The sequence below is a fragment of the Kitasatospora sp. NPDC085464 genome, assembly GCF_044541955.1.
Lineage (GTDB): Bacteria > Actinomycetota > Actinomycetes > Streptomycetales > Streptomycetaceae > Kitasatospora.
This window is the reverse complement of sequence record NZ_JBITTM010000025.1, coordinates 50736-70544: the sequence shown is the minus strand read 5'-3', so window position 1 is coordinate 70544 and position 19809 is coordinate 50736. Positions and strand designations below refer to the sequence as shown.

At 72.6% G+C, this 19809-nt stretch carries 17 protein-coding genes and 2 CRISPR repeat arrays; of the genes, 16 read left to right on the top strand and 1 reads right to left on the bottom strand.

What is annotated here, in order from left to right:
* Nucleotides 1–17 precede the first annotated feature (17 nt).
* Entirely contained in the window at nt 18–1373 is a 1356-nt protein-coding gene (locus tag ACIGG8_RS22620; protein WP_396550305.1) for a glutamate-1-semialdehyde 2,1-aminomutase, read from the top strand.
* Nucleotides 1374–1375: 2 nt separating this feature from the next.
* Here ACIGG8_RS22620 and ACIGG8_RS22615 read toward each other — a convergent pair whose 3' ends face one another.
* The gene (locus tag ACIGG8_RS22615) at nt 1376–2005 is read right to left on the bottom strand and encodes a phosphatase PAP2 family protein (protein WP_396550217.1); all 630 of its coding nucleotides are present in this window, start codon (nt 2003–2005) and stop codon (nt 1376–1378) included.
* Nucleotides 2006–2230: 225 nt separating this feature from the next.
* Nucleotides 2231–2928: direct repeats of the CRISPR family, unit length 28 nt; unit sequence GGACCATCCCCGCGAGCGCGGGGCCGAC.
* A 259-nt stretch (nt 2929–3187) separates the two neighbouring features.
* On the opposite strand from ACIGG8_RS22615, the gene ACIGG8_RS22610 reads away from it, so the two are divergent.
* The 15 genes from ACIGG8_RS22610 (at nt 3188) to ACIGG8_RS22540 (ending at nt 19652) form a co-directional block, all read left to right on the top strand.
* On the top strand, nt 3188–3451 hold the full coding sequence (locus tag ACIGG8_RS22610) for a hypothetical protein (protein WP_396550215.1): 264 nt from the start codon (nt 3188–3190) through the stop codon (nt 3449–3451).
* 116 nt (nt 3452–3567) lie between these two features.
* A complete protein-coding gene (locus ACIGG8_RS22605; protein ID WP_396550214.1) occupies nt 3568–4458 on the top strand; it encodes an NUDIX hydrolase in 891 nt (296 codons plus the stop codon).
* A gap of 9 nt (nt 4459–4467) precedes the next feature.
* Nucleotides 4468–5097, top strand: a complete 630-nt coding sequence (locus tag ACIGG8_RS22600) for an HAD family hydrolase (protein WP_396550212.1) — start codon at nt 4468–4470, stop codon at nt 5095–5097.
* A gap of 93 nt (nt 5098–5190) precedes the next feature.
* On the top strand, nt 5191–6375 hold the full coding sequence (locus ACIGG8_RS22595) for a helix-turn-helix domain-containing protein (RefSeq protein ID WP_396550210.1): 1185 nt from the start codon (nt 5191–5193) through the stop codon (nt 6373–6375).
* Between the two features lie 293 nt (nt 6376–6668).
* Nucleotides 6669–7148, top strand: coding sequence for a hypothetical protein (locus ACIGG8_RS22590; RefSeq protein ID WP_396550208.1), 480 nt, complete (start codon nt 6669–6671; stop codon nt 7146–7148).
* A gap of 495 nt (nt 7149–7643) precedes the next feature.
* Nucleotides 7644–7775: a hypothetical protein gene (locus ACIGG8_RS22585; protein ID WP_396550207.1), complete on the top strand. Its 132-nt coding sequence runs from the start codon at nt 7644–7646 to the stop codon at nt 7773–7775.
* Between the two features lie 9 nt (nt 7776–7784).
* A complete protein-coding gene (locus ACIGG8_RS22580; protein ID WP_350525587.1) occupies nt 7785–7955 on the top strand; it encodes a hypothetical protein in 171 nt (56 codons plus the stop codon).
* On the top strand, nt 7952–9025 hold the full coding sequence (locus ACIGG8_RS22575) for a methyltransferase domain-containing protein (protein WP_396550206.1): 1074 nt from the start codon (nt 7952–7954) through the stop codon (nt 9023–9025). The genes ACIGG8_RS22580 and ACIGG8_RS22575 overlap by 4 nt, the downstream gene beginning before the upstream one ends.
* A 145-nt stretch (nt 9026–9170) precedes the next feature.
* Entirely contained in the window at nt 9171–10154 is a 984-nt protein-coding gene (locus tag ACIGG8_RS22570; protein WP_396550204.1) for a GNAT family N-acetyltransferase, read from the top strand.
* 144 nt (nt 10155–10298) lie between these two features.
* Entirely contained in the window at nt 10299–10997 is a 699-nt protein-coding gene (locus ACIGG8_RS22565) for an SDR family oxidoreductase (protein ID WP_396550202.1), read from the top strand.
* A 119-nt stretch (nt 10998–11116) separates the two neighbouring features.
* Nucleotides 11117–11686, top strand: a complete 570-nt coding sequence (locus tag ACIGG8_RS22560; RefSeq protein ID WP_396550303.1) for a DUF4240 domain-containing protein — start codon at nt 11117–11119, stop codon at nt 11684–11686.
* 133 nt (nt 11687–11819) lie between these two features.
* The gene (locus tag ACIGG8_RS22555; RefSeq protein WP_396550201.1) at nt 11820–12371 is read left to right on the top strand and encodes a YciI family protein; all 552 of its coding nucleotides are present in this window, start codon (nt 11820–11822) and stop codon (nt 12369–12371) included.
* 145 nt (nt 12372–12516) lie between these two features.
* Nucleotides 12517–12843: a CRISPR direct-repeat array (repeat unit 23 nt; unit sequence ATCCCCGCGAGCGCGGGGCCGAC).
* 375 nt (nt 12844–13218) lie between these two features.
* Entirely contained in the window at nt 13219–16125 is a 2907-nt protein-coding gene (locus tag ACIGG8_RS22550) for a type 2 lanthipeptide synthetase LanM family protein (RefSeq protein ID WP_396550199.1), read from the top strand.
* Between the two features lie 262 nt (nt 16126–16387).
* Complete coding sequence (locus ACIGG8_RS22545; protein ID WP_396550198.1) at nt 16388–16594, top strand: hypothetical protein; 207 nt, start codon at nt 16388–16390, stop codon at nt 16592–16594.
* A gap of 151 nt (nt 16595–16745) precedes the next feature.
* Nucleotides 16746–19652, top strand: coding sequence for an AAA family ATPase (locus ACIGG8_RS22540; protein WP_396550196.1), 2907 nt, complete (start codon nt 16746–16748; stop codon nt 19650–19652).
* The last annotated feature ends 157 nt before the right edge of the window (nt 19653–19809 follow it).

Sequence of the window (19809 nt, the reverse complement as noted above, 5' to 3'; positions counted from 1 at the left end):
CCGTAGGCACCGAAGGGGTGGGCGAGACCGGCGCGACCGGGGAGACCGGCGCGACCGGGGAGTTCGCCCTGCCCCGGTCGCGGGCGGCGAACGAGCGGCTGCACGCCCTGATCCCCGGGGGCGCGCACACCTACGCCAAGGGCGACGACCAGTACCCCGAGAACCTGGCCCCGGTCATCAGCCACGGCCGCGGTGCCCACGTGTGGGACGTCGACGGCAACCGCTACGTCGAGTACGGCTCCGGCCTGCGGTCCGTCAGCCTCGGCCACGCCCACCCCCGCGTGCTGGAGGCCGTGCGGCGCGAACTCGACCGCGGCTGCAACTTCGTCCGCCCGTCCGTCCTGGAGATCGAGGCCGCTGAGCGCTTCCTGGCCACGGTGCCGACCGCCGAGATGGTGAAGTTCGCGAAGAACGGCTCCGACGTCACCACCGCCGCGGTGCGACTCGCCCGCGCCGTCACCGGGCGCTCGCGGGTGGCCATCTGCGCCGACCACCCGTTCTTCTCCGTCGACGACTGGTTCATCGGCACCACGCCGATGTCCGCCGGAGTCCCGGCGGCGACCACCGAACTCACCGTGGCGTTCCCGTACGGGGACCTGGCCGCCACGGAAGAACTGCTCACCCGCCACCAGGACGAGGTCGCCTGCCTGATCCTCGAACCCGCCGGCCACACCGAGCCGCCGCCCGGGTACCTCGCCGGCCTGCGCGAGCTGGCCGACCGGCACGGCTGCGTGCTGATCTTCGACGAGATGATCACCGGCCTCCGCTGGTCCGAGGCCGGCGCCCAGGGCCTCTACGGTGTCGTCCCCGACCTCTCCACCTTCGGCAAGGCCCTCGGCAACGGCTTCGCCGTCTCCGCACTGGCCGGGCGCCGCGAACTGATGGAACGCGGCGGGCTGCGGCACTCCGGCGACCGGGTCTTCCTGCTGTCCACCACGCACGGTGCCGAGACACACGCGCTGGCCGCGGCCATGGCCGTCCTCACCACGTACGTGGAGGAGGGCATCACCGCGCGGCTGCACGCCCTCGGCGAGCGCCTCGCCGCGGGCGTCCGCGAGGCCGCAGCCGGAGCGGGCGTCGGCGACCACGTCCTCGTCCGGGGGCGGGCCAGCAACCTGGTCTTCGCCACCCTCGACGAGAAGGGACAGCCGTCGCAGCCGTACCGCACCCTGTTCCTGCGCCGACTGCTCGCCGGCGGCGTCCTGGCCCCGTCGTTCGTGGTGAGCAGCGCGCTGGGGGAGGACGACATCGAGCGCACCGTCGAGGCGGTGGCCGGGGCGTGCGCCGTCTACCGGAAGGCACTGGACGCCGGTGACCCCACCCCCTGGCTGGGCGGCCGGCCGGTGAAACCGGTGTTCCGGCGCTTCGCGTGACGTCAGCGGCTCTCCAGCCACGCGGACTCGGCAACCCTGTCAACCGACCACGCGGTCACCGGAACCACCACCAGCGCCGTACACCAGCCGCCCAGCACATCGGTCGGGTAGTGCGCGCCCAGCGCGACCTGCGCCCACCCCATGGCGGCGCCCGCCGCCACCGCCGCCCCACCGAGCACGAGGGGACCGCGGTGGCGAGGCGCGGCCAGCGCGACCGCGAGGGCCAGCGCGGTGAAGAAGGCCGTGTGCCCGCTCGGGTAGGACAGGTTGCCGTCGCCGTGGATGGTGCGTCCCACCACGTGCTTGAGCACCGTCGCCGTCCCCACCGTCAAACCGACCCCGGCCACGACGAGCACCGCCCCCCGAGGACGCCGGCCCAGCAGACAGCCGATTACCACGGCCACGACCAGCAGCGTCGAACCCACGGGCTCCCCCAGGAAGTCCAGGACCAGCGCGACACCCCGCCACGGCTGCCCCACCCCGTACACCGCCGACTGAATCCGAGCATCCACCACCCCGGGCCCACCCGCACCCGCATACCGAACCCCGCCCACGGCGACCACCACTGCAGCCACCGAAGCGACGACCCCGAGCCGCACCCGACTCGCCGCAGACACCAACCGCCCGCTCACCCACCCACCCCGCCCCACGACACAGAGAGCCGCCGAAGCCCCGGCTGGGAACAAGTCTGACAGACCGTCACAAATCGCGGGCTGTATCGCGGTTCACGGCACCCAAGAAATGAGACCCACCACGCGGGCGCCCCACCCCTGCAGCCGGGCCGCATGCGCCCCCAGGACTCTCCCCGCAGCCGCGGAGCCGACCGCTACGAGACCGACCGAGCCCTCCGCGAGATGGGACCATCCCTGCGGGTGCAGGGCAGACGCGGTCGCCATACCGGTGCTCACCTTCGGAATCGGACCATCCCCACCACCGCGGGGCCGACACCACGAACGAGTACCCGATGCCCGACCAGCCGGGACCATCCCCACGAGCGCGGGGCCGACAGGTCGGTCGAGGCGTAGGTGTAGGTGCTCACAGGACCATCCCCGCGAGCGCGGGGCCGACTTGATGTCGGCCAGCCGGAAGCGGATCTTGCAGGGACCATCCCCGCGAGCGCGAGGCCGACGCGTCCGGCCACGGGTCGAAGCCGTCGCCCAGGGGACCATCCCCGCGAGCGCGGGGCCGACTCGTGGCAGGCCTGCGAAGCTGCCGACAAGGCAGGACCATCCCCGCGAGCGCGGGGCCGACGGGGGAGCCGTCGTGGCGTGGCTGCGGGCGGCGGGACCATCCCGCGAGCGCGGGGCCGACGGCCGCCCCGGTCAGTACACCTCCAAGGTCACAGGACCATCCCCGCGAGCGCGGGGCCGACGTCTGGGAGTCGGCGGGGCGGGGTCGGCACGCAGGACCATCCCCGCGAGCGCGGGGCCGACTGGACGCCGGAGACGTTTCCGAGGCCCTCGAAGGGACCATCCCCGCGAGCGCGGGGCCGACCGCGGCACGGGCAAGACCGACGGCTGCGCGCGGGGACCATCCCCGCGAGCGCGGGGCCGACACTTCCTGACCTGCTGTGATCTGCCTCAGTGAGTGCCATTCAGTTCAGTTCGAATCCGGATCCACCGTACGTGCGGCTGGCTCGTGTTCGCTGAGCAGTAGCGGTCTGCCGAGCAACCTACCGGAGAACCTCGTACGCGCGAGGCCGATGGGGCTGCCAAGTCAATCAGTGGACACCGGGTAGCCATGCCCATGGGCGCAGGTGCCCCGGCGAAGCTCGCTTGCTGACTGGGCGTCACGATCGGAATACACTCGGTGCCATGGATGCCCAGGTCGAGTTCGAGTACGTGATCGACTATGTCATCGCCGTCGAGCCGGATGCCGAGCCCGAGCCGGCCCGGCGGACTCTCCGTGTCCGGGTCACAGACCCCGCCCCGGTGCCCGGACGCGGGCCGGCCATTGCACACATCCACCGGGCCCTGCGCAGGGCCATCCGCGAGGCCGACCCCGACTCCTACAATCGCATCGAGCACCCGGACCAGCTGGTCATCGTCAGGGTCCGAGACGCCGACGCGGCTACCTAGGGTCGCCACAGAAACAGTCCGTTTTGTGGCTCCCTTGAAGCGAGACCCGTGATCCGGGCGCGCGCCGACCTGAGAGCAGTTCCGGCTTTACGGGCGCCGTAGGCACTTCTGGCAGGATGACGCGCGACCTGTCCCGTCGAGATCACGAGGTGCCCGTGAGCAGCAAGTGGATTGTTCACGGTAGCCGGCCTCTGTACACCAGCCCGTGGGTGAGCCTTGATCTGGTCGACGTTGAACCGCCAGGGCGTGACCGCTACGAGCACCACCTGGTGAGGTTTGCCCCGGTGGCAGCCACCGTGGTTCTCAACGACCAGGACGAGGTGCTCCTCATGTGGCGGCACCGCTTCGCCACTCGGACGTGGAACTGGGAGATCCCCAGCGGCATTGTGGAGGACGGGGAGAGGCTCGCGACTGCAGCTGCTCGCGAGGTGTTGGAGAAAACCGGGTGGCAGGTGGAATCGGTCGAGCCGCTCGCGTACAACCAGCCGATCGGCGGTATGAGCAACGCCGAGCACCATGTGTTCCTCGCTCGTGGTGCCGTCTTCGTGGCGCCGCCGGTGGACACGCATGAGGCGGACCGGATCGAGTGGATCCCGTTGGACCGCGTTCAGGACATGATCGACCGTCGGGAGATCGTGGCTGGCGTCGCCCCGGGCTCTTGCAGGTGCTGGCCCGACGGCCTTGATGCGCCGGCGCGGGGTTCTCGGCTACCGGCAGCTTGCGCAGGTCTGTTGACTTGCGGCCGGCCAGTCACGCCTGGCGCGCGAGCCGGTGCGGGCGGTGGCAGTAGCTGGGCGCCGCATACGAGGGCCCGTCGTCGACCCTCGCCGCCCACAATCGGACTCCTCTGCCCTTGGACTGAGGCCCTGCTCACGAAGCAATCCCCGCACGTGTCGTGGTGTCGTACTGGTTGCCGCCTCGCGCCGTGGGGCGGGCCGAGGAGAAATCCCGCGAGTGCGGGGGCTCTTGCGGTCGGTGGGCCCACGAGACTGGCTGATGTTCCGTAGTCTCGGCTCATGCGATCTGTGGTGTTCGACATCGGCGAGACCTTGATCAGCGATACCCGCTACTGGGGTGACTGGGCTCGTTGGCTTGGAGTGCCGCAGCACACACTGTCGGCGCTGGTGGGCATTGTGGTGGCCCAGGGTCGGGACAATGCGGATGCCATCCGGATCCTCCGCCCAGGTGTGGACGTGGCAGCGGAGTGGCGGGCCAGACAGGCTGCGGGTCGGGGCGACTACCTCGATGAGACGGACCTCTACCCGGACGTGCGTCCCGCCCTGTCCCGGCTGCGTGGGGCCGGTCTGTGGGTGGGCATCGCGGGGAACCAGAACGCCGCTGTGTCCGGGCTCCTCCGTGATCTCGGACTGCCGGCCGACGGCATCGCCACCTCGGCAGAGTGGGGCGTGTCGAAGCCGGGCCCCGGGTTCTTCGAGCGGGTGGTCGAGTGGGCGCCGGGGGAGCCTCACGAGATCGTCTACGTGGGCGACCATCCGATGAACGACGTCACGCCGGCCCGGTCAGCGGGCCTGCGGGCCGCGCATCTCCGCCGTGGTCCCATCGGCCTCACAACCACGGCGGAAGACGCCGACTGGACCGTCGATTCGCTGACCGAGCTGGCCGAACTTCTGGTCGGGCGACAGTGAGGTTGCCTCAACCGAGTGACCGTCGGGGCGATCTCGCCCGACGCCTGTGCGGCGCCGGTACCGTTCCGTTGCGACCACGGAACGGAGCCAAGTATGCCCGCGCCCAATGCTCCCACGCTCGGCCTGCGCCTGGAAACGGCGCGTGCTGCGGCCCGGCTGTCCCGGCGTCAGCTGTCCGAACTCTCCGGAGTTTCACCGAGCATGATTCAGAAGATCGGTGACGGCGAGCGGCATCCGAGCGACCAGGTGCTCGGAGCATTGGCGAATGCTCTCGGGACAACCCCTGAGGAACTGGTCGGCGGACCTGTACGGGCAGACAGCCGGGTTCACCAGGTCATTCCGAATCTCCAGCGGGCTATCGCCGCATACGACTTGCCGGACGACGGCCCGATCAGGCCCCTTACGCAGGTAGCCGCCGACGTCAAGGCCAGCGTTGAGGACCGGGTGCAGTCCCAGTACGTCCGCCTCAGCGAGCAGGCGCCGGCCCTGCTGGCCGAGCTGTTCCGGGCTGTCGACAGTACTCGTGGCAGCGAGCGGGAACAGGCCGCGCGTCTTCTTGCCCTGGCGGCCCGTTCGGCAGATGCGGTGGCCTACAAGTACGGGTACCGAGACCTCAGCGCCCGCCTCGTGGAGCTGATGCGGTGGGCAGCAGAGACCGCAGCCGACCCAGCGCTCGATGCAGCGGCAGCATACGTGCGCATGGAGACCTTCTTCGCAGCTCAGCAACTCGGCCCCGGACTGCGGTCGCTGCAGGCCGCAGTAGACCGGCTGCCGTCGCTGCAGACTGAGCGGCTGGTCGCCGCTGCTGCCGCTCTGCACATGCGGGCCGCGGTTGCGGCCGGTCGTATGGGTCAGGCCGACGATGCCCGCGCGCACCTGCGTGAGGCAGAAAGGCTTGCGAGTCGAGTGCGAGAGCGGCTCTACGATGGCACGGCTGTGGGGCCCAACTCCGTGGAAATCCACCGGTTGTCGGTGGCGGTCGAGCTGGGTGAGCCGAAGGACTTGCAGGAGGCAGTCGAGGCCGCGGCCAGGTGGGTGCCTCCGTGTGAGCTGCCAGCCGAGCGCCGGTCGCACTACTACGTCGACCTAGGCCGTGCTCACGTTCAGCTTGGGCGCCCACGACACGCCGTCGAGTCGCTGCTGGTGGCTCGCCAGATCGCCCCTCAGCACGTCCGTGAACACGGTCAGGTACTGATGGCTCTGGCCACGATGGTGCGGCTGACACGAGGTCGGGACGAGCGGGTGATGTCGCTCGCGCGGTGGGCGAAGGCCGTTTGAAGCGCGACGGATCTCTACCACTGCGTGTGGTAATTCCGGTGCTGGCAGCCGGGGATCGTAGAGGGCGTGACAGGGACACCGAACCCGATCGTTCTCGATCCGGACGCGATCAGCCCCGCGCGGCTCTACGGAGACGCGTCCGTGGAGTGCGGTTCATCTGAACCACCGTCGGCTTCTTCAGGCCGTGTCTGCACACCGACCGATGAGTCGTCCGCCTTACTCGGCTGGACTGTGGCGGGCGACCCATCCTGCATGGGCGGAGGCACCCGATGAGGCTCGATGGGCCCCTCACGGTGGCGGTGGACGGCTATCTGGAGCCTGCCACCCTGCCGACGCTGAAGGCCTTGGACGTCCTTTGGCAGACGGTGCGCGTGCTGCCGATGGACGCCTGCCAGCGGCGGGGGATGGAGCTGATGTTCGGCAGCGGATCCGCCGTCGACCTCGAACGGTGGATGGGCGACGACGCCGTCACCGACCTGGCGGTCGGCCTGACCGACGGCAGCCGTGCCATCGTGCGCGTGCAACACAGCGACGGTCTGACCGTCGCTCAGCGGATCTTCGCCCGGTACACCGTCGAGCAGTTGCTGAACGACCGGCGGCACCGGGACCCGTGGGTCATCCGCGATTCCCAGACCGGCGACCTGGTCAGCGCCGGTGTCGGTGGATTGCGGCCGCTGGAGTTCGCGATCCGGGAGAGCGCCGAGGCGTGGGTCCTCGGCCGGGCGAATCTCGCGCAGTACCGCGTCCTCCCGGGCGGGGCGGTGGGCTGGTGACTGCCGTCGGTGGGCCGCAGTGGCGCCGTTCTCGTCAAGGCTCGTTGCGCGTGAACTCCCGTCCGGGAGAAGAGCGCCCTGTGATGACCCACCCCGTCGACCTGGAGCGCGCGTGGCGTCGAGCGCTGGTTCTCCGGCAACTCGGCGAGGCCCGTCGCTGGCGGCGCCTGCGGGGGCTGCGGTGACGTCCGCCGACTTCGTTCCGTTGGCCGCGCGCCGACGAGGGCTGGTCCTGCGTACGTACCAGGTGGACGCAGACGGTCGGCGGCACGGCTACTCGCCGGTGGTCGTGGTCGTTCCCGAACCGGTGCCGCCGATGGCGGAGTTGTGGCTCGACCTCTGGCCGGACTGCCGCTGCCCCCATCACCGCGCCGACTGTTCGGCCCGCCAGCCCACCCCCGGATCCGCGCCGGCCACGTCGGCCGGCGCCCCCTGATCTCCTCCCGCGCACTCGCCGGGAGGCTGCACCACGCTCTCACCGAGAGGACCCCCGCCATGAGCACCACCATGACGACCCCCGCGCCGCCGCCGTCCCCGCCGGCCCCGCCCGGGCCCGGGCCGATGATCCCGGTGGCCACCGCGACGACCGGCACGACCACCACGACCACCACCGCGACGACCAGGTAGGAGACTCCCATGGCATGGGGAATCGGTAAGGGCGGCAGCTCCGGCGGTGGCAGCGGCTCCAACGACGGCGGGCAGGGCAAGCGCGCCGGAGACAAGGACTTCGGCACCTCGAAGCCGTCCCCGGACAGCGCGAAGTCGCCGTCCGGCGGAAAGCACCGGGGCAAGGACGACGACAAGTGACGCGTCCCGCGCACCAGGAGCAGGCCACCACGCGCGGCCTGCTCCGCGCCGTCTCCCGCACCCTCGGATACGAGGTCGCCGCCGAGTGGCGCCAGGCCGCGGCCGCGGCCCCGCGTCACGCCTTCCTCCCCGACCGCGTCTGGCTCGCCGACGGCGATGCGTACGAGTCCTGCGACCGCCAGCGCGAACCCGAGCGCTGGCTCGCCGCGGCCTACGCGGACGCCCCCGTGGTGACGCAGATCAACGACGGCCAGGAACCCGAGGACGCGGCCGACAGGTGGCCGTCCTGCTCGGCGTCGGCGCCCTCCATCGTGGTCACGATGCTCGATGCGCTCGAACTGGCGCCCGGTGCCCGGGTCCTGGAGATCGGCACCGGGACGGGCTGGACCGCCGCGCTGCTCGCACACCGGCTCGGCGACGCGAACGTCACCACCATCGAGGTAGACCCCTGCCTGGCCGCGCGCGCCCGTGCCACGCTCGGGGCCGCAGGCTACGCCCCGACCGTGGTGTGCGGTGACGGCCGCGCGGGGTGGCCGCCCGGGGAGTCGTACGACCGTGTGGTGGCGACCTGCTCCCTGCGGCGCGTCCCGCCGGCGTGGATCGCCCAGACCAGGACCGGCGGCATGATCCTCGCCCCGTGGGACAACCCGTGGGTGTGCGGCGGCCTGCTCAACCTGACGGTCCTCGCTGAGGGGAGCGCTGTCGGCCGGTTCACGCCCGACAGCGCGTTCATGCTGATGCGCACCCAACGGCAGAACGTGCGGCTGTTCCGGGACGTCGTGCACGAGGACCACCAGCCGGTCCGATCCGTGACGACGCTCGACCCGTGGGCGGTCGCCGACAGCAGCTTCGAAACGCGGTTCGCGCTCGGGCACCGCCTCGGCGATCTGTGGCACGTCTGGGACCACGACCCCGGCGTGGACGGGGTCGCGACACGGCTGTGGGTGGCCGGGACACCGACCGGTACACGGTGTGGCAACACGGCCCGCGCCGACTGTGGGACGAGGTCGAAGCCGCCCACCGGTGGTGGCTCGACGCCGACCGGCCAGGACCGACCCGGCTGGGCCTGACCGTGACGCCCGACGGTCGGCACCGCGCGTGGCTCGACACTCCCGAGAAGAGCTGGCCCCTCCCGTAGGCGGCCGGCCACGAATGCCCCGCCCGACTCAATGAATAGGGTGGCAGACCGGCCTCGAAGTTCGAGACCATCCGACCATGTCGAATGGCGCCCCGGGACAGGACCTTCCGGTCGGCTTCGGGTTCCGGCCGTATCGCGGCGACGAAGACCACGGCCCCATGGCCGTGGTGCGGCTGGGTTGTGCTGAACGGGACCAGGTCGACGCCCGTTCGGTTGTGGAAGGGCTCCCGACGGCGACCGAGATCGCCGAAGCCTCTGCCGAGCTGGAGGAGCCGTCCAAGAACCAGATCCTGGTGGTGCACGACGGGAACGTCGTCGGCTACTCGACGATCCGATGGTGGCAGGAGCGGGACGACACGTGGCTGTACCTGCACCGCGGCTACCTCCTGCCCGAGCATCGCCGCCAGGGCATCGGCTCAGCCATGCTGAGCTGGGCCGAAGAACGGATCCGCCGGCTCGTCGAACAGCATGGAACGGCGCGGACGGCAGTGATCGGCGCGAACGCCATGGCCACCGAGCAGGACGCCACGGCGCTTCTGCTCGCAGCCGGCTACCGACGTGTCTTCAGCCTGGTCGAGCTGGAGCTGCGCGATCTGCAGCAGTTGCCCGACCGGGGCAGCGAACTGCCGGCCGGGATACGGACGGGACCGATCGGGCCGAGCCACTACCGTGCAGCCTGGAGGACCGTCGTCGACGCGTATGCGGACGCCGGTTTCACTCGGAAATGGCCATTCCAGGACTTCGTCGACACCGCCGACCCGGCATGCTGGAGTGCTGCATGGAACGGGCAGGACATGGTCGGCGTCGCCCTCTGCTCCATCCGCCGTCACGACCACACCCTGGGCGAGGTCGAAGAGCTGTCTGTCCGGACGGACCATCAGCGCCTCGGAATCGGCCGGGCCCTGTTGCTGGACGGGCTGCGGAGCCTTCGCGGGCAGGGTGCAACGACCGCCCGGCTGTTCACGGGCACGTCAAATCCGCACCGGTCCTACGATCTTTACGAGAGTGTGGGGTTCCGGCGGCAGAACGAGTACGTCCGCTACCGCAAGCCGCTTGCCTGACCGGCCGGTCATCGGGCGGTCCGATCAGTCCACAGGATTCGACACCATCTCCCGTCAGGGAAAAGCCGGGAGCGAGTGTCGAAGATCGCTGGGTATAGTGCAGGCGCTCTGCCCCGATGATCCCGTCGCCGAGGAGGCCGTCCCATGGAACCCGTCACGCTGATCACCGGTGGCTCGACCGGAATCGGTGCCGCCACCGCCCGGGCCCTGCTCAAGCAGGGCCACCGCGTGGCCGTCACCGGACGCGACGCGGGCAAGCTGGCCGCCTTCGCCACCACCGCGGGAGCGGGCGAGCGGTTGCTGACGATCACCGGCGACGCGAGCGAAGCGGATGACGTCGCCGCCACCGTCCGGCACGTGCTGGACACCTGGGGCCGGCTGGACAACGTCATAGCGAACGCCGGTTTCTCGCTGCCCGGCAACCTGGAGACCCACGCCCCCGAGGACATGCGCGCCATGATCCTCACCAACGTCCTGGGCCCCGCCCTGCTGATCCAGGAGACCCTGCCCCACCTGAGGGCCTCCAAGGGCCGAATCGTGATCATCGGCTCGGTCGCCGGCGTCCGCCACACCCCCGGCAACCTGTACTCCGTCACCAAGTGGGCCGCCCACGCCCTCGCCGAGAACACCCGCCTCCTGGTCGGCCAGGACGGCGTCGGCGTCACCGTTGTCGCCCCCGGCATCGTGGACACCCCCTTCTGGCACGGCCGCGGCGGCACCCCCGAGGCAGCCGTCACGATGACCGGCGAGCAGATCGCGGACACCATCGTGTTCGCCATCAACCAGCCCGCCGGCGTGGACATCAACCACATCACGGTGCGGCCGACGGGGCAGGTCGGCTGAGGTCGGAGCTCCCAAGGGCCGTACGGGGGAGGCGCCTTCGGCTCCGCCGGAGCCGGGCTGACGCCGGCTGTGCCGCAGGCGTGGGGTGGTTTCGAAGCGCCTGGCATACTCGGGCCGTGATGGATGTCGAGGAGTTCTGGGCCCTGATCGACGAGGCGTGCGCCGAGGTCGACGCCCTGGAACCGGACTTCGACGATCGGCGCGACGCGATCGGGCGCGCGTGCGAGGAGCGGCTGGTGAGCCGCACGCCCGCCGAGATCGTCCAGTTCTCCCTGCGCCAGTGGCAGCTGCGCGACCATGCCTACCGGTACGACCTGTGGGCGGCGGCGTTCCTCATCGAAGGCTGGTGGTCCGACGACGGGTTCATGGACTTCCGCGAGGGCCTCATCTCGCTCGGCCGGCACTGGTACGAGCGCGCGCTCGCCGACCCGGACTCCCTCGCCGACCATCCGGCGGTGCAGGACGGCGGGGACGTGCTCATCGGGAACGAGGACTTCAACCAGGTGGCCCACCGGGCCTACCAACGTCTCACCGGTGAACCGGACGGGCTCGACGAGACGCTGGAGGCCTCCCCGGAAGCCGGCCCGCTCCGCGCCGTGACCGAGCCGGTCGGAGTTCGGTGGGACGTCGCCGACGGCGACGAGATGCGCCGCCGCCTGCCACGCCTCGCCGGAATCCTCCTGGACTGATGCGCCGGCGGTGGATCCTGATCACGCCGGCGGACCCGGCGCGGGAGCGGACGCTCCGAGACAAGGCCTACGCGAACCGGACGATCCGAGAAACCCGCTCGACCAGACCGCCCGCTTCAGAGACCCTACGGGCATGGAGTTCTTCGTCTACCACCGCGATCGGCCCGGCTCCGAGAAGCTGCGCACCGAGCTACTGGAAGAACACTGGTCCTACATGGACCAGTACGCGACAGAGATGATCGCCCGCGGCCCGACCCTCAGCGACGGCGGCACGCCCACCGGCAGCGTGCACATCGTCGACCTGCCGGATCCCGCCGCCGCCCGCGCGTTCGCCTTCGACGAGCCCGGCTACCAGGCCGGCGCCTACCGGGACGTGCTGCTACGGCGGTGGCACAACATGCTGGGGCGCACCATGTGGGACTTCCCCGGCGGCCGAACCGGCGGCAACCGGTACCTGGTGCTCGGCCTCGGCACCCCGCAGGCCGCCGACCTGGCCGCCGTGCCGCCCGACAGCGACGAGCTGATCGCCTACGGGCCGCTGCTGTCGGACGACGGCGCCACCTGGCTGGGCACGGCGGCACTGGTCCGGGCGCCGGACCCGGACACGGCACGCGCCGTGCTGACTCCGGAGGGGTACGCCGACGTCGAGGTGCACAACTGGCAGTTCGGCGGGCGCCGGTCATGACCCGGCGACGTCCGGCCGACGTCACAGCTGGCAGTCGCAGCCCTTCGGGCCGCTCGGCAGCCGGGCGATCACCGGCACCCGGCGCTCGTCGGCCGACGCGAACAGCATCAGCGCCCGTCGGTCTGGACATCAGCACCGCGCGATCATCCCCGCAAACGCGGGGCTACCGGACCACCTGCCGGGCCATGTCGCCGCCGAAGGGACCATCCCCGCGAGCGCGGGGCCGACACCGTGCTCATCACCGTCGGCATGGTGTGGCGGGAGCAATCCCCGCGAGCGCGGGGCCGACTGCAGGTACGGGTACTGGGCCTCAACCTGCCGCGAGCAATCCCCGCGAGCGCGGGGCCGACTCTCGAGGACCTGGGCCACGCCTGCTGGACGTGGAGCCATCCCCGCGAGCGCGGGGCCGACGGAAATCACCGAATCGTGCTCGGCGCCCACCAGGAGCCATCCCCGCGAGCGCGGGGCCGACACTTGCTGAGCTGCGGGGATGGGGATCAGAGGGCGCTGGTTGATTCAGTTCGGGTGCGTGGCAGCTCGGCGAGGAGCTGGGGTCTTGCTTTCATCTCTCCCTGATCCGAGCTGAGTTGTCAGTGCGAAGTCTTGCGACACCGAAGCGTACTCGCACGCGGAGGCCGAGGGGGCGCTTGAGGGCGAGTGGAGAGATGGTCGACTTCTTCGAGGGGCGTGGGCGTCGTGACGTAGAGTCGGCGGATCCGGCCAGGCCCTGGTCGGCGGGCGGCGACGCGCCCGCGGCGGAGGGGTTCAAGGCCGCTTCTCGGTAGGGTAATTCAGGCAGTTCTCCGCCTCTTGCGCTGCTGTTGCGCGGGCTGACAGTCTCTGCGCTGTGATCGGTGACAACGCGCTCGCAGTTGCGGAGGCGGTCGCCTCGCCGCGGTGGTCGCCGACCTTCGCGCCGGTGGAGGCCGCGGGCCTGCGACACCTCGAATCGGCCGAGTTCGTCGAGGCCGCTCTCGCCACAGCTCCCAGCAGGCCCGTCCTGCCGGTCGGGCCGCTGCCCGGGACGGCCGGCTTCGCCGTCGTGATGGCGCCGTTCGCGGGGCTGGCTGCGCGGCAGCTGGTCGGCAGGCTCGATCCGGTGGTGGGGCAGGTGGTCGAACTGCCCAGCATCGTGCAGGAGTTCACCGAGACCACGGCTGCCGCGCTCGGCAGCCTGGCGGCGCGGGCGCTGGTGCTGGAGTTGCGGGTGGCCCGGAGTGAGGGGCGGCTGTCGGGGGCGAGTCCGCAGGACAGGTTCCGGGACTTCGTCGCCGCTGCCGGTACCCGGTCCGGGTTGGTGCGGTTGTTCGCCGAGTACCCGGTGTTGGCGATGCTGGTCGGTCGTATCTGTGTGGATTCCGTTGCGGCGACGGCCGAGGTGCTCACCCGGTACGCCGCCGACCGCTCCGAGCTGGTCGCCCGGCTGTTGGGCGGGCGCGACCCGGGCCCGTTGGTCGCCGTGGACCGGGCCGTCGGTGATGCGCACCGAGGTGGCCGTCGGGTGGCGGTACTCGGCTTCGCCGACGGCAGTCGGGTGGTCTACAAGCCCCGTTCGCTCGCGGTCGACCGCCACTTCGGCGAACTGGTGGACTGGTTCAACGCCCGCCCGGGGTCACCCGGGTTGCGCACGCCCGCTCTCCTGGCCCGGCCGGACTACGGCTGGACGGAGTTCGTCGAGGCCCGGCCCTGCGCCTCCGCGTCGGAGCTGGAGCGGTTCTACCGGCGGCAGGGTGCGCTGCTCGCCATCGCGCACGTCCTCGACCTCACCGACCTGCACCACGAGAACCTGATCGCCTGCGCCGACCACCCGGTGCCGGTGGACGTCGAGACGTTGTTCCACCCGCCCGGGTACGAGGGCGAGGACCGCACCGACGACGACCCGGCGGGCCGCGCGCTGGATGCGTCCGTCCAGCGGACCGGTCTGCTGCCGCACCTGGTGCTCGGGGACGAGGCCGCGCTCGACCTTTCCGGACTGGGGGGCGGCGCCGGTCACGGCTCGCCGTTGGAGGCGGTCGGCTGGGAGGCCGCCGGCACCGACGAGATGCGGCTGGTCCGCCGGCCCGGCGTCGTCGACGGCGGGGTCAACCGCCCGCAGCTGGGCGGTGTCGAGGCCGAGCCCGCGGCTCATGCGGGGGCGCTGGTGGCCGGTTTCCGCGCTGGCTACCGCGCGATCCTGACGGGCCGGCGGGAGTTGGCCGGACTGCTGCGGCGCTTCGCGGCCGACGAGGTCCGGGTGGTGACCCGGGCCACGCAGGTCTACGCGACGGTCCTCGCCGAGGCGACCCACCCCGACGTGCTGCGGGAGCCGGGCGACCGGGAGGGGCTGCTGCGGCTGCTCGGTACGGACGCCGTGGACGACCAGGGCTGGCCGGGGCTGCTCGACCACGAGGTCGCCGAGCTGTGGGACGGCGACGTGCCGGTGTTCACCGCCCGTCCGGGTGGCGTCGACCTGTGGAGCGGCACCGGTGCTCGCATCCCCGGCGCCCTCGACCGGCCCGGACTGGCCCGGGTGATGGAGCGCCTGGCGGCGATGGACGAGGCCGACCTCGCCGGGCAGGAGCGGATCATCCGGGCGTCGCTGGCCTGCCGTGCCGCGGAACCGGCCCATCCCGCCGCGGTGCCCGGCCCGCGCACCCGCGAACAGGACGCTGAACTGCCCGCTCCCGAGCGGCTGCTCGCCGCGGCCCGGGACATCGGCGACCTGCTGGTCGAGCAGGCGCACCGGGGGCCGGGGCGGGCGAACTGGCTGGCCATGGAGCTGCTCGGCGAGCGGTACCGCAGGCTCGCGCCCTGCGGTGCCGACCTGGGGCACGGATACGCCGGGGTCGCCCTGTTCCTCGCCCAACTCGCCGCGGTCACCGGCACGGACCGCTACGCGGACACGGCGCTTGCCGCGCTGCACCCGGTGCCGGAACTGCTGGAGCGCCTCGCCGCGCTCCCGGACGAGGACCTGGGCGCGGTCGGCTCGGGTGCCTTCACCGGGCTCGGCGGCATCCTGTACGCCCTCGCGCAGACGGCGGTCGCCCTGGACGACGCCGGGCTGCGCGCCCTGGTCGAGCCGGCGGCCGATCTGACCGTTCGGGCTGCCGGGGCCGAGCAGCCGCTCGGCGTGCTCGACGGCACCGCGGGCGGTCTGGTCGCGCTGCTGGCTGCGCACCGGGTGTTCCCGTCGGCAGGGATCCGGCGCGGCGCGGGTGCCTGTGCCGACCGGCTCGCCGCCGCGCCCGTCCCGGTGGAACCAGGCTTCGCGACCGGCGCGGCCGGGGTCGGCTGGGCGCTGCTCGGTTTCGCCTCCGGCGGGGGCGGCGACCGCTACCACCGGTCGGGGCTGGCCGCGCTGCGTTCGGCCGTGGCCGCGGTGCCGTCCGTCGGGGCCGACCTCTCCTGGTGCACCGGCCGGGCCGGGGTGGCGCTGGCGGTCGCGGACCGGGCCGAGGCGATGGCGGACCCGGGGTCGGCCGAGGCCGTCGCCGAGGTCGTCGGGCACCTCGCGGGCGCCGGACCGCTGCCCGATCACGGTCTGTGCCACGGCGAGTGGGGCGTCCTGGAGCTCCTGCACCGGATGCCCGACCGTCCGGCACTCCGGGTCCGCGCCGCAGGTGCGGTCCTGCGTGGCCCGCGCTGCCCGGCCCCCGGCGGGATCACGCCGCCCGGACTGCTCACCGGTCTGGCCGGCCTCGGCCACGGCCTGCTGCGGCTCGGCTTCGCCGACCGCGTCCCGTCGGCGCTGCTGCTGCGGGCACCGAACCCCTGAGCCCCGCCGTCAGCCCATCCGACCGAACCACCGTGCTGACCGAACCACCGTCCGCAGCCGATCGACCGTGCTGACCGAACCACCGTGCCAAACCGAACCACCCTGCCAAAGCGGACCACCGTGCGCAGCCGAACCACCGTGCCCGGTCGGGCCACTGTGCCCGGTCGGGCCACTGTGCCCGAACCGCGGTCACAGCCGCGGTCGCCTCCGAGACCGTCGGACGTCGACCTTCGAGATCATCTGCCGGAAGGGAACACCGTTCATGAACACCACCGCCCTCGCGCAGCGCCCGATGCAGCCCGCCGGCGCGCACCGCGCCGCCACCGTCGATCACCCGGCGGGTGAGATCCGGCTGCGGACCGGCGGCGGGCTCGGCCGCCGGTCCCGACTGCTCAGCGGGCCCACGGCGTTCCGCTCCACCAGCGCGTGGACCACCATCAGCAAGGTGGTGGGTGACGAGCGTCACTGACCGCACCGCCGGGCAGGCCGGATCCGGCGCGCCCGGCGGGCGGACCGGCCGGAACAGGCAGGCGGGCCCGGGCCGCGCACCCCGCGGCAGCACGACCACCTTCCTGTGGAGATCACTATTCATCACAACTTCGGCACAGTAGCCTGCGAATGTGCGCAACACTTCCCCGACGATCATCGGCCGTGAGACCGAACTCGGGCTGCTTGAGAGCAGCCTGAGCGGTCTTCAGTCCCATGCGGGCCGCGCGGTCTTCCTGGTGGGGGAGGCGGGGATAGGCAAGTCCCGGCTGGCGGGTGACTGTGCCGGCCGGGCCGAGGCGCTGGGCCTGCCGGTGCTGCGCGGACGCGGCAGCCCGACCAGTGCCGGGATCCCGTACCGCCCGCTCATCGAGGCGTTGAACTCCCGCTTCCGGGTCGTCGGTGTCCCCGACGACCCGGAGCTGGAGCCCTACCGTCCGGCGCTGGGCCTGGTGATCCCGCAGTGGCGGCACACGGCCGTGCCCGGCTACCCGGAGAGTGCCGTCGAGCTGGCCGAGGCCGTGCTGCGGCTGCTGGCCGTGCTCGGCCGGGACGGTGGTTGCCTGCTCGTCCTGGAGGACCTGCACGAGGCCGACTCGGACACCATCGCCGTGGTGGACTACCTGGTCGACAACCTGGCCGGACTGCCCGTCCTCCTGGTGGCCACCCTGCGGCCCGAGCCGGGCGCCGCCCTGGAGCTGGCCCGGGGCGGTGAGCGGCGCCGGGTCGCCTCGCTGGCCGCCCTGGAGCCGCTCGGGCCGACGCAGATCGGCGCGCTCGCCGCGGGCTGTCTGGAGCTGGGCTCCGAGCAGGTGCCCGCTGCGGTGGTCGACCGGCTGAGCACCATCAGCAACGGGAACCCCTACCTCGTCGAGGAGTTGCTGACCGAGATGGTCGGCTCCGGGGCGCTGCGCCAGGACGGCGACGGCTGGGTGGTCGTCGGCGACCTGGCGGCCGCCGTGCCGGCCAGCGTGGTCAGCGGCCTGCGGCACCGACTGGAGCAGCTCGATCCCCAGGTGCGCGACCTGCTGCTGCTCGCCGCCACCCTGGGCACCGGCTTCTCGCTCGGCACGCTCCAGCTGATCACCGGCCACAGCATGCGGCTGCTGCTCGACCACCTGGCGGCGGCGGCCGCCTCGGGCTTCGTCGTCCCCGACTCCACCGCCGTCGACCAGTACGCCTTCCGGCACGCGCTCACCGCGGAGGCCCTGCTCGCCGGGCTGCCGCCGGCCGAGCGGGCCGTGATCGCCCGCCGGGCGGCCGAGGCGATCCTGGCGGCCGACCCGGCGCTCGCCGACGGGCGCTGCCAGCTGGTGGCGCGCCTGCGGGAGCTGGGCGGTGACCGGGCGGGGGCGGCGCTGCTCTACGCCGAGGCGGGCCGCCGGGCGCTCGCCGCGGGGGCCTCCGCCACCGCGGTGAAGCTGCTGGAGCGGGCCCACGAGTCGGCCGCGGCGTCCGACCGCACCGACGTCATCGAGTCGCTGGTCTACGCGCTGGCCGAGGCCGGTCAGCTGGACCGGGTGTTCGCGCTGGCCGAGTCGCTGCCGGCGGCCGGGGCCGACGCGCTGGACATCGAGCGTCGCATCGCCCTGCACACCAGGCTCGCCTGGGCGGCGGTGATCGCCGAGCGCGCTGCCGACACCCGGACGCAGATCGCCGCGGCCCGTGCGCAGCTCGGCGGCTCCGGCGATCCCCGCCAGACCGCCGCCCTGGCCGTGGTCGAGGGCCACCTGGCGCTGCTGCCCGGCCACGGCGGGGCGACGGCGGAGACCGAGCGGCTGGCCCGCGAGGCGGCCGAGGTCGCCGAGCGCGAGAAGCTTCCGGTGGTGGCCTGCCAGGCGTGGCAGCTGCTCGCCCTGCTGGCCCGCGAACGCGGCTTCGACGACGCGGACGCCTGCCTGGAGCGGATGCTCGCCGTCGCGGAGACGCACACCCTGCCGGTCTGGCGGGTGGAGGCGCTGCTGCGGCTCGGCGGGAACGCCTTCATGCGCACCGGTGACGCGCGTAGGATCCGGGAGGCCAGGGACGCCGCCCGCGACCTGGGCGCCCTCGTCCTCGCCCAGCACGCGGAAGGCCTGCTGGCCATGGACGCCCTGCAGCGCGCCGACTTCACGGCCGCCCGGGAGATCATCGACCGCTGCCTGGAGCCGAGCGCCCGGATGCGCAACCTGGGCAGCCACCGCTACCTGCTGCTGGTGGCCGCCACCCTCGCCGCCCACCAGGGCCGGCGGCGGCAGATGGAGCGGGAGCTGCTCCGCTTCGAGCAGGCCGACGACTCGGACTCCTTCCTCACGCCGGTCCTGCACGGCCTGTGCCGGGCGTTCTGCGCGCTCCTGGAGGAGAACCGCGCCCGGGCGGGTGCCGACCTCGCCGCCGCGGCCGCCTGGGAGGACCGGCACCCCAACGTGTTCTACCTCAGCGGACGGTACGGCCTCGGTGCGCTGCTCGGCGTCCTCGCGGGCACCGCCGACCGCACGGCGTACGCGACGGTCCTGGCGGCGCCGGCCGCCGCCCTGGCGTGGAACCGGCAGTTCATGCTGCTGGCCGACGCCGTCCTGCTCGGACGCGAGGGCCGCGGCGGGGAGGCCGCCGGCCGGGTGGAGCAGGCGCTGCAGGCGTCCCGGGGGTTCCCGACCGCCCGGCACCTCGGACTGCGCCTGGTCGCCGAGGCCGCCCTCGCCGACGGCTGGGGCGAGCCGGTCGCCTGGCTGCGGACCGCGGAGGAGTACTTCCACGAGGCCGGCGTACGCTCCGTCGCCGGCGCCTGCCGGTCGCTGATCCGGCAGGCGGGCGTGTCGGTCGCCCAGCGGCGCAGCGGGCGGGAGCTGATCCCCGAGGCGCTGCGGGCGAGCGGGGTGACGCCGCGTGAGTACGACGTGTTCGCCCTGCTCGTGGAGCGCCTCGGGAACCAGGACGTCGCCCAGCGGCTGTCCATCTCGCCCCGGACGGTGGAGAAGCACATCGCCAGCCTGCTCCAGAAGACGGGCAGCGCGGACCGCGCGGAGCTGTGCCGCCTCGCCCGGGCGCTGTGCGGGGACTGATCGGGGGAAGTGACCGGGGGCTCCGGGCGATGCCGGACGGGGCCGGGTGATGCCGGGCGAAGCCGGGCGGGGCGGGGACGCCTCGGTCCCCGCCCCGCCCGGCATCGCGTCCCGACGCGTCCCTGCGCGTTTCCACGCGTCCCGACGCGTCCGGGCT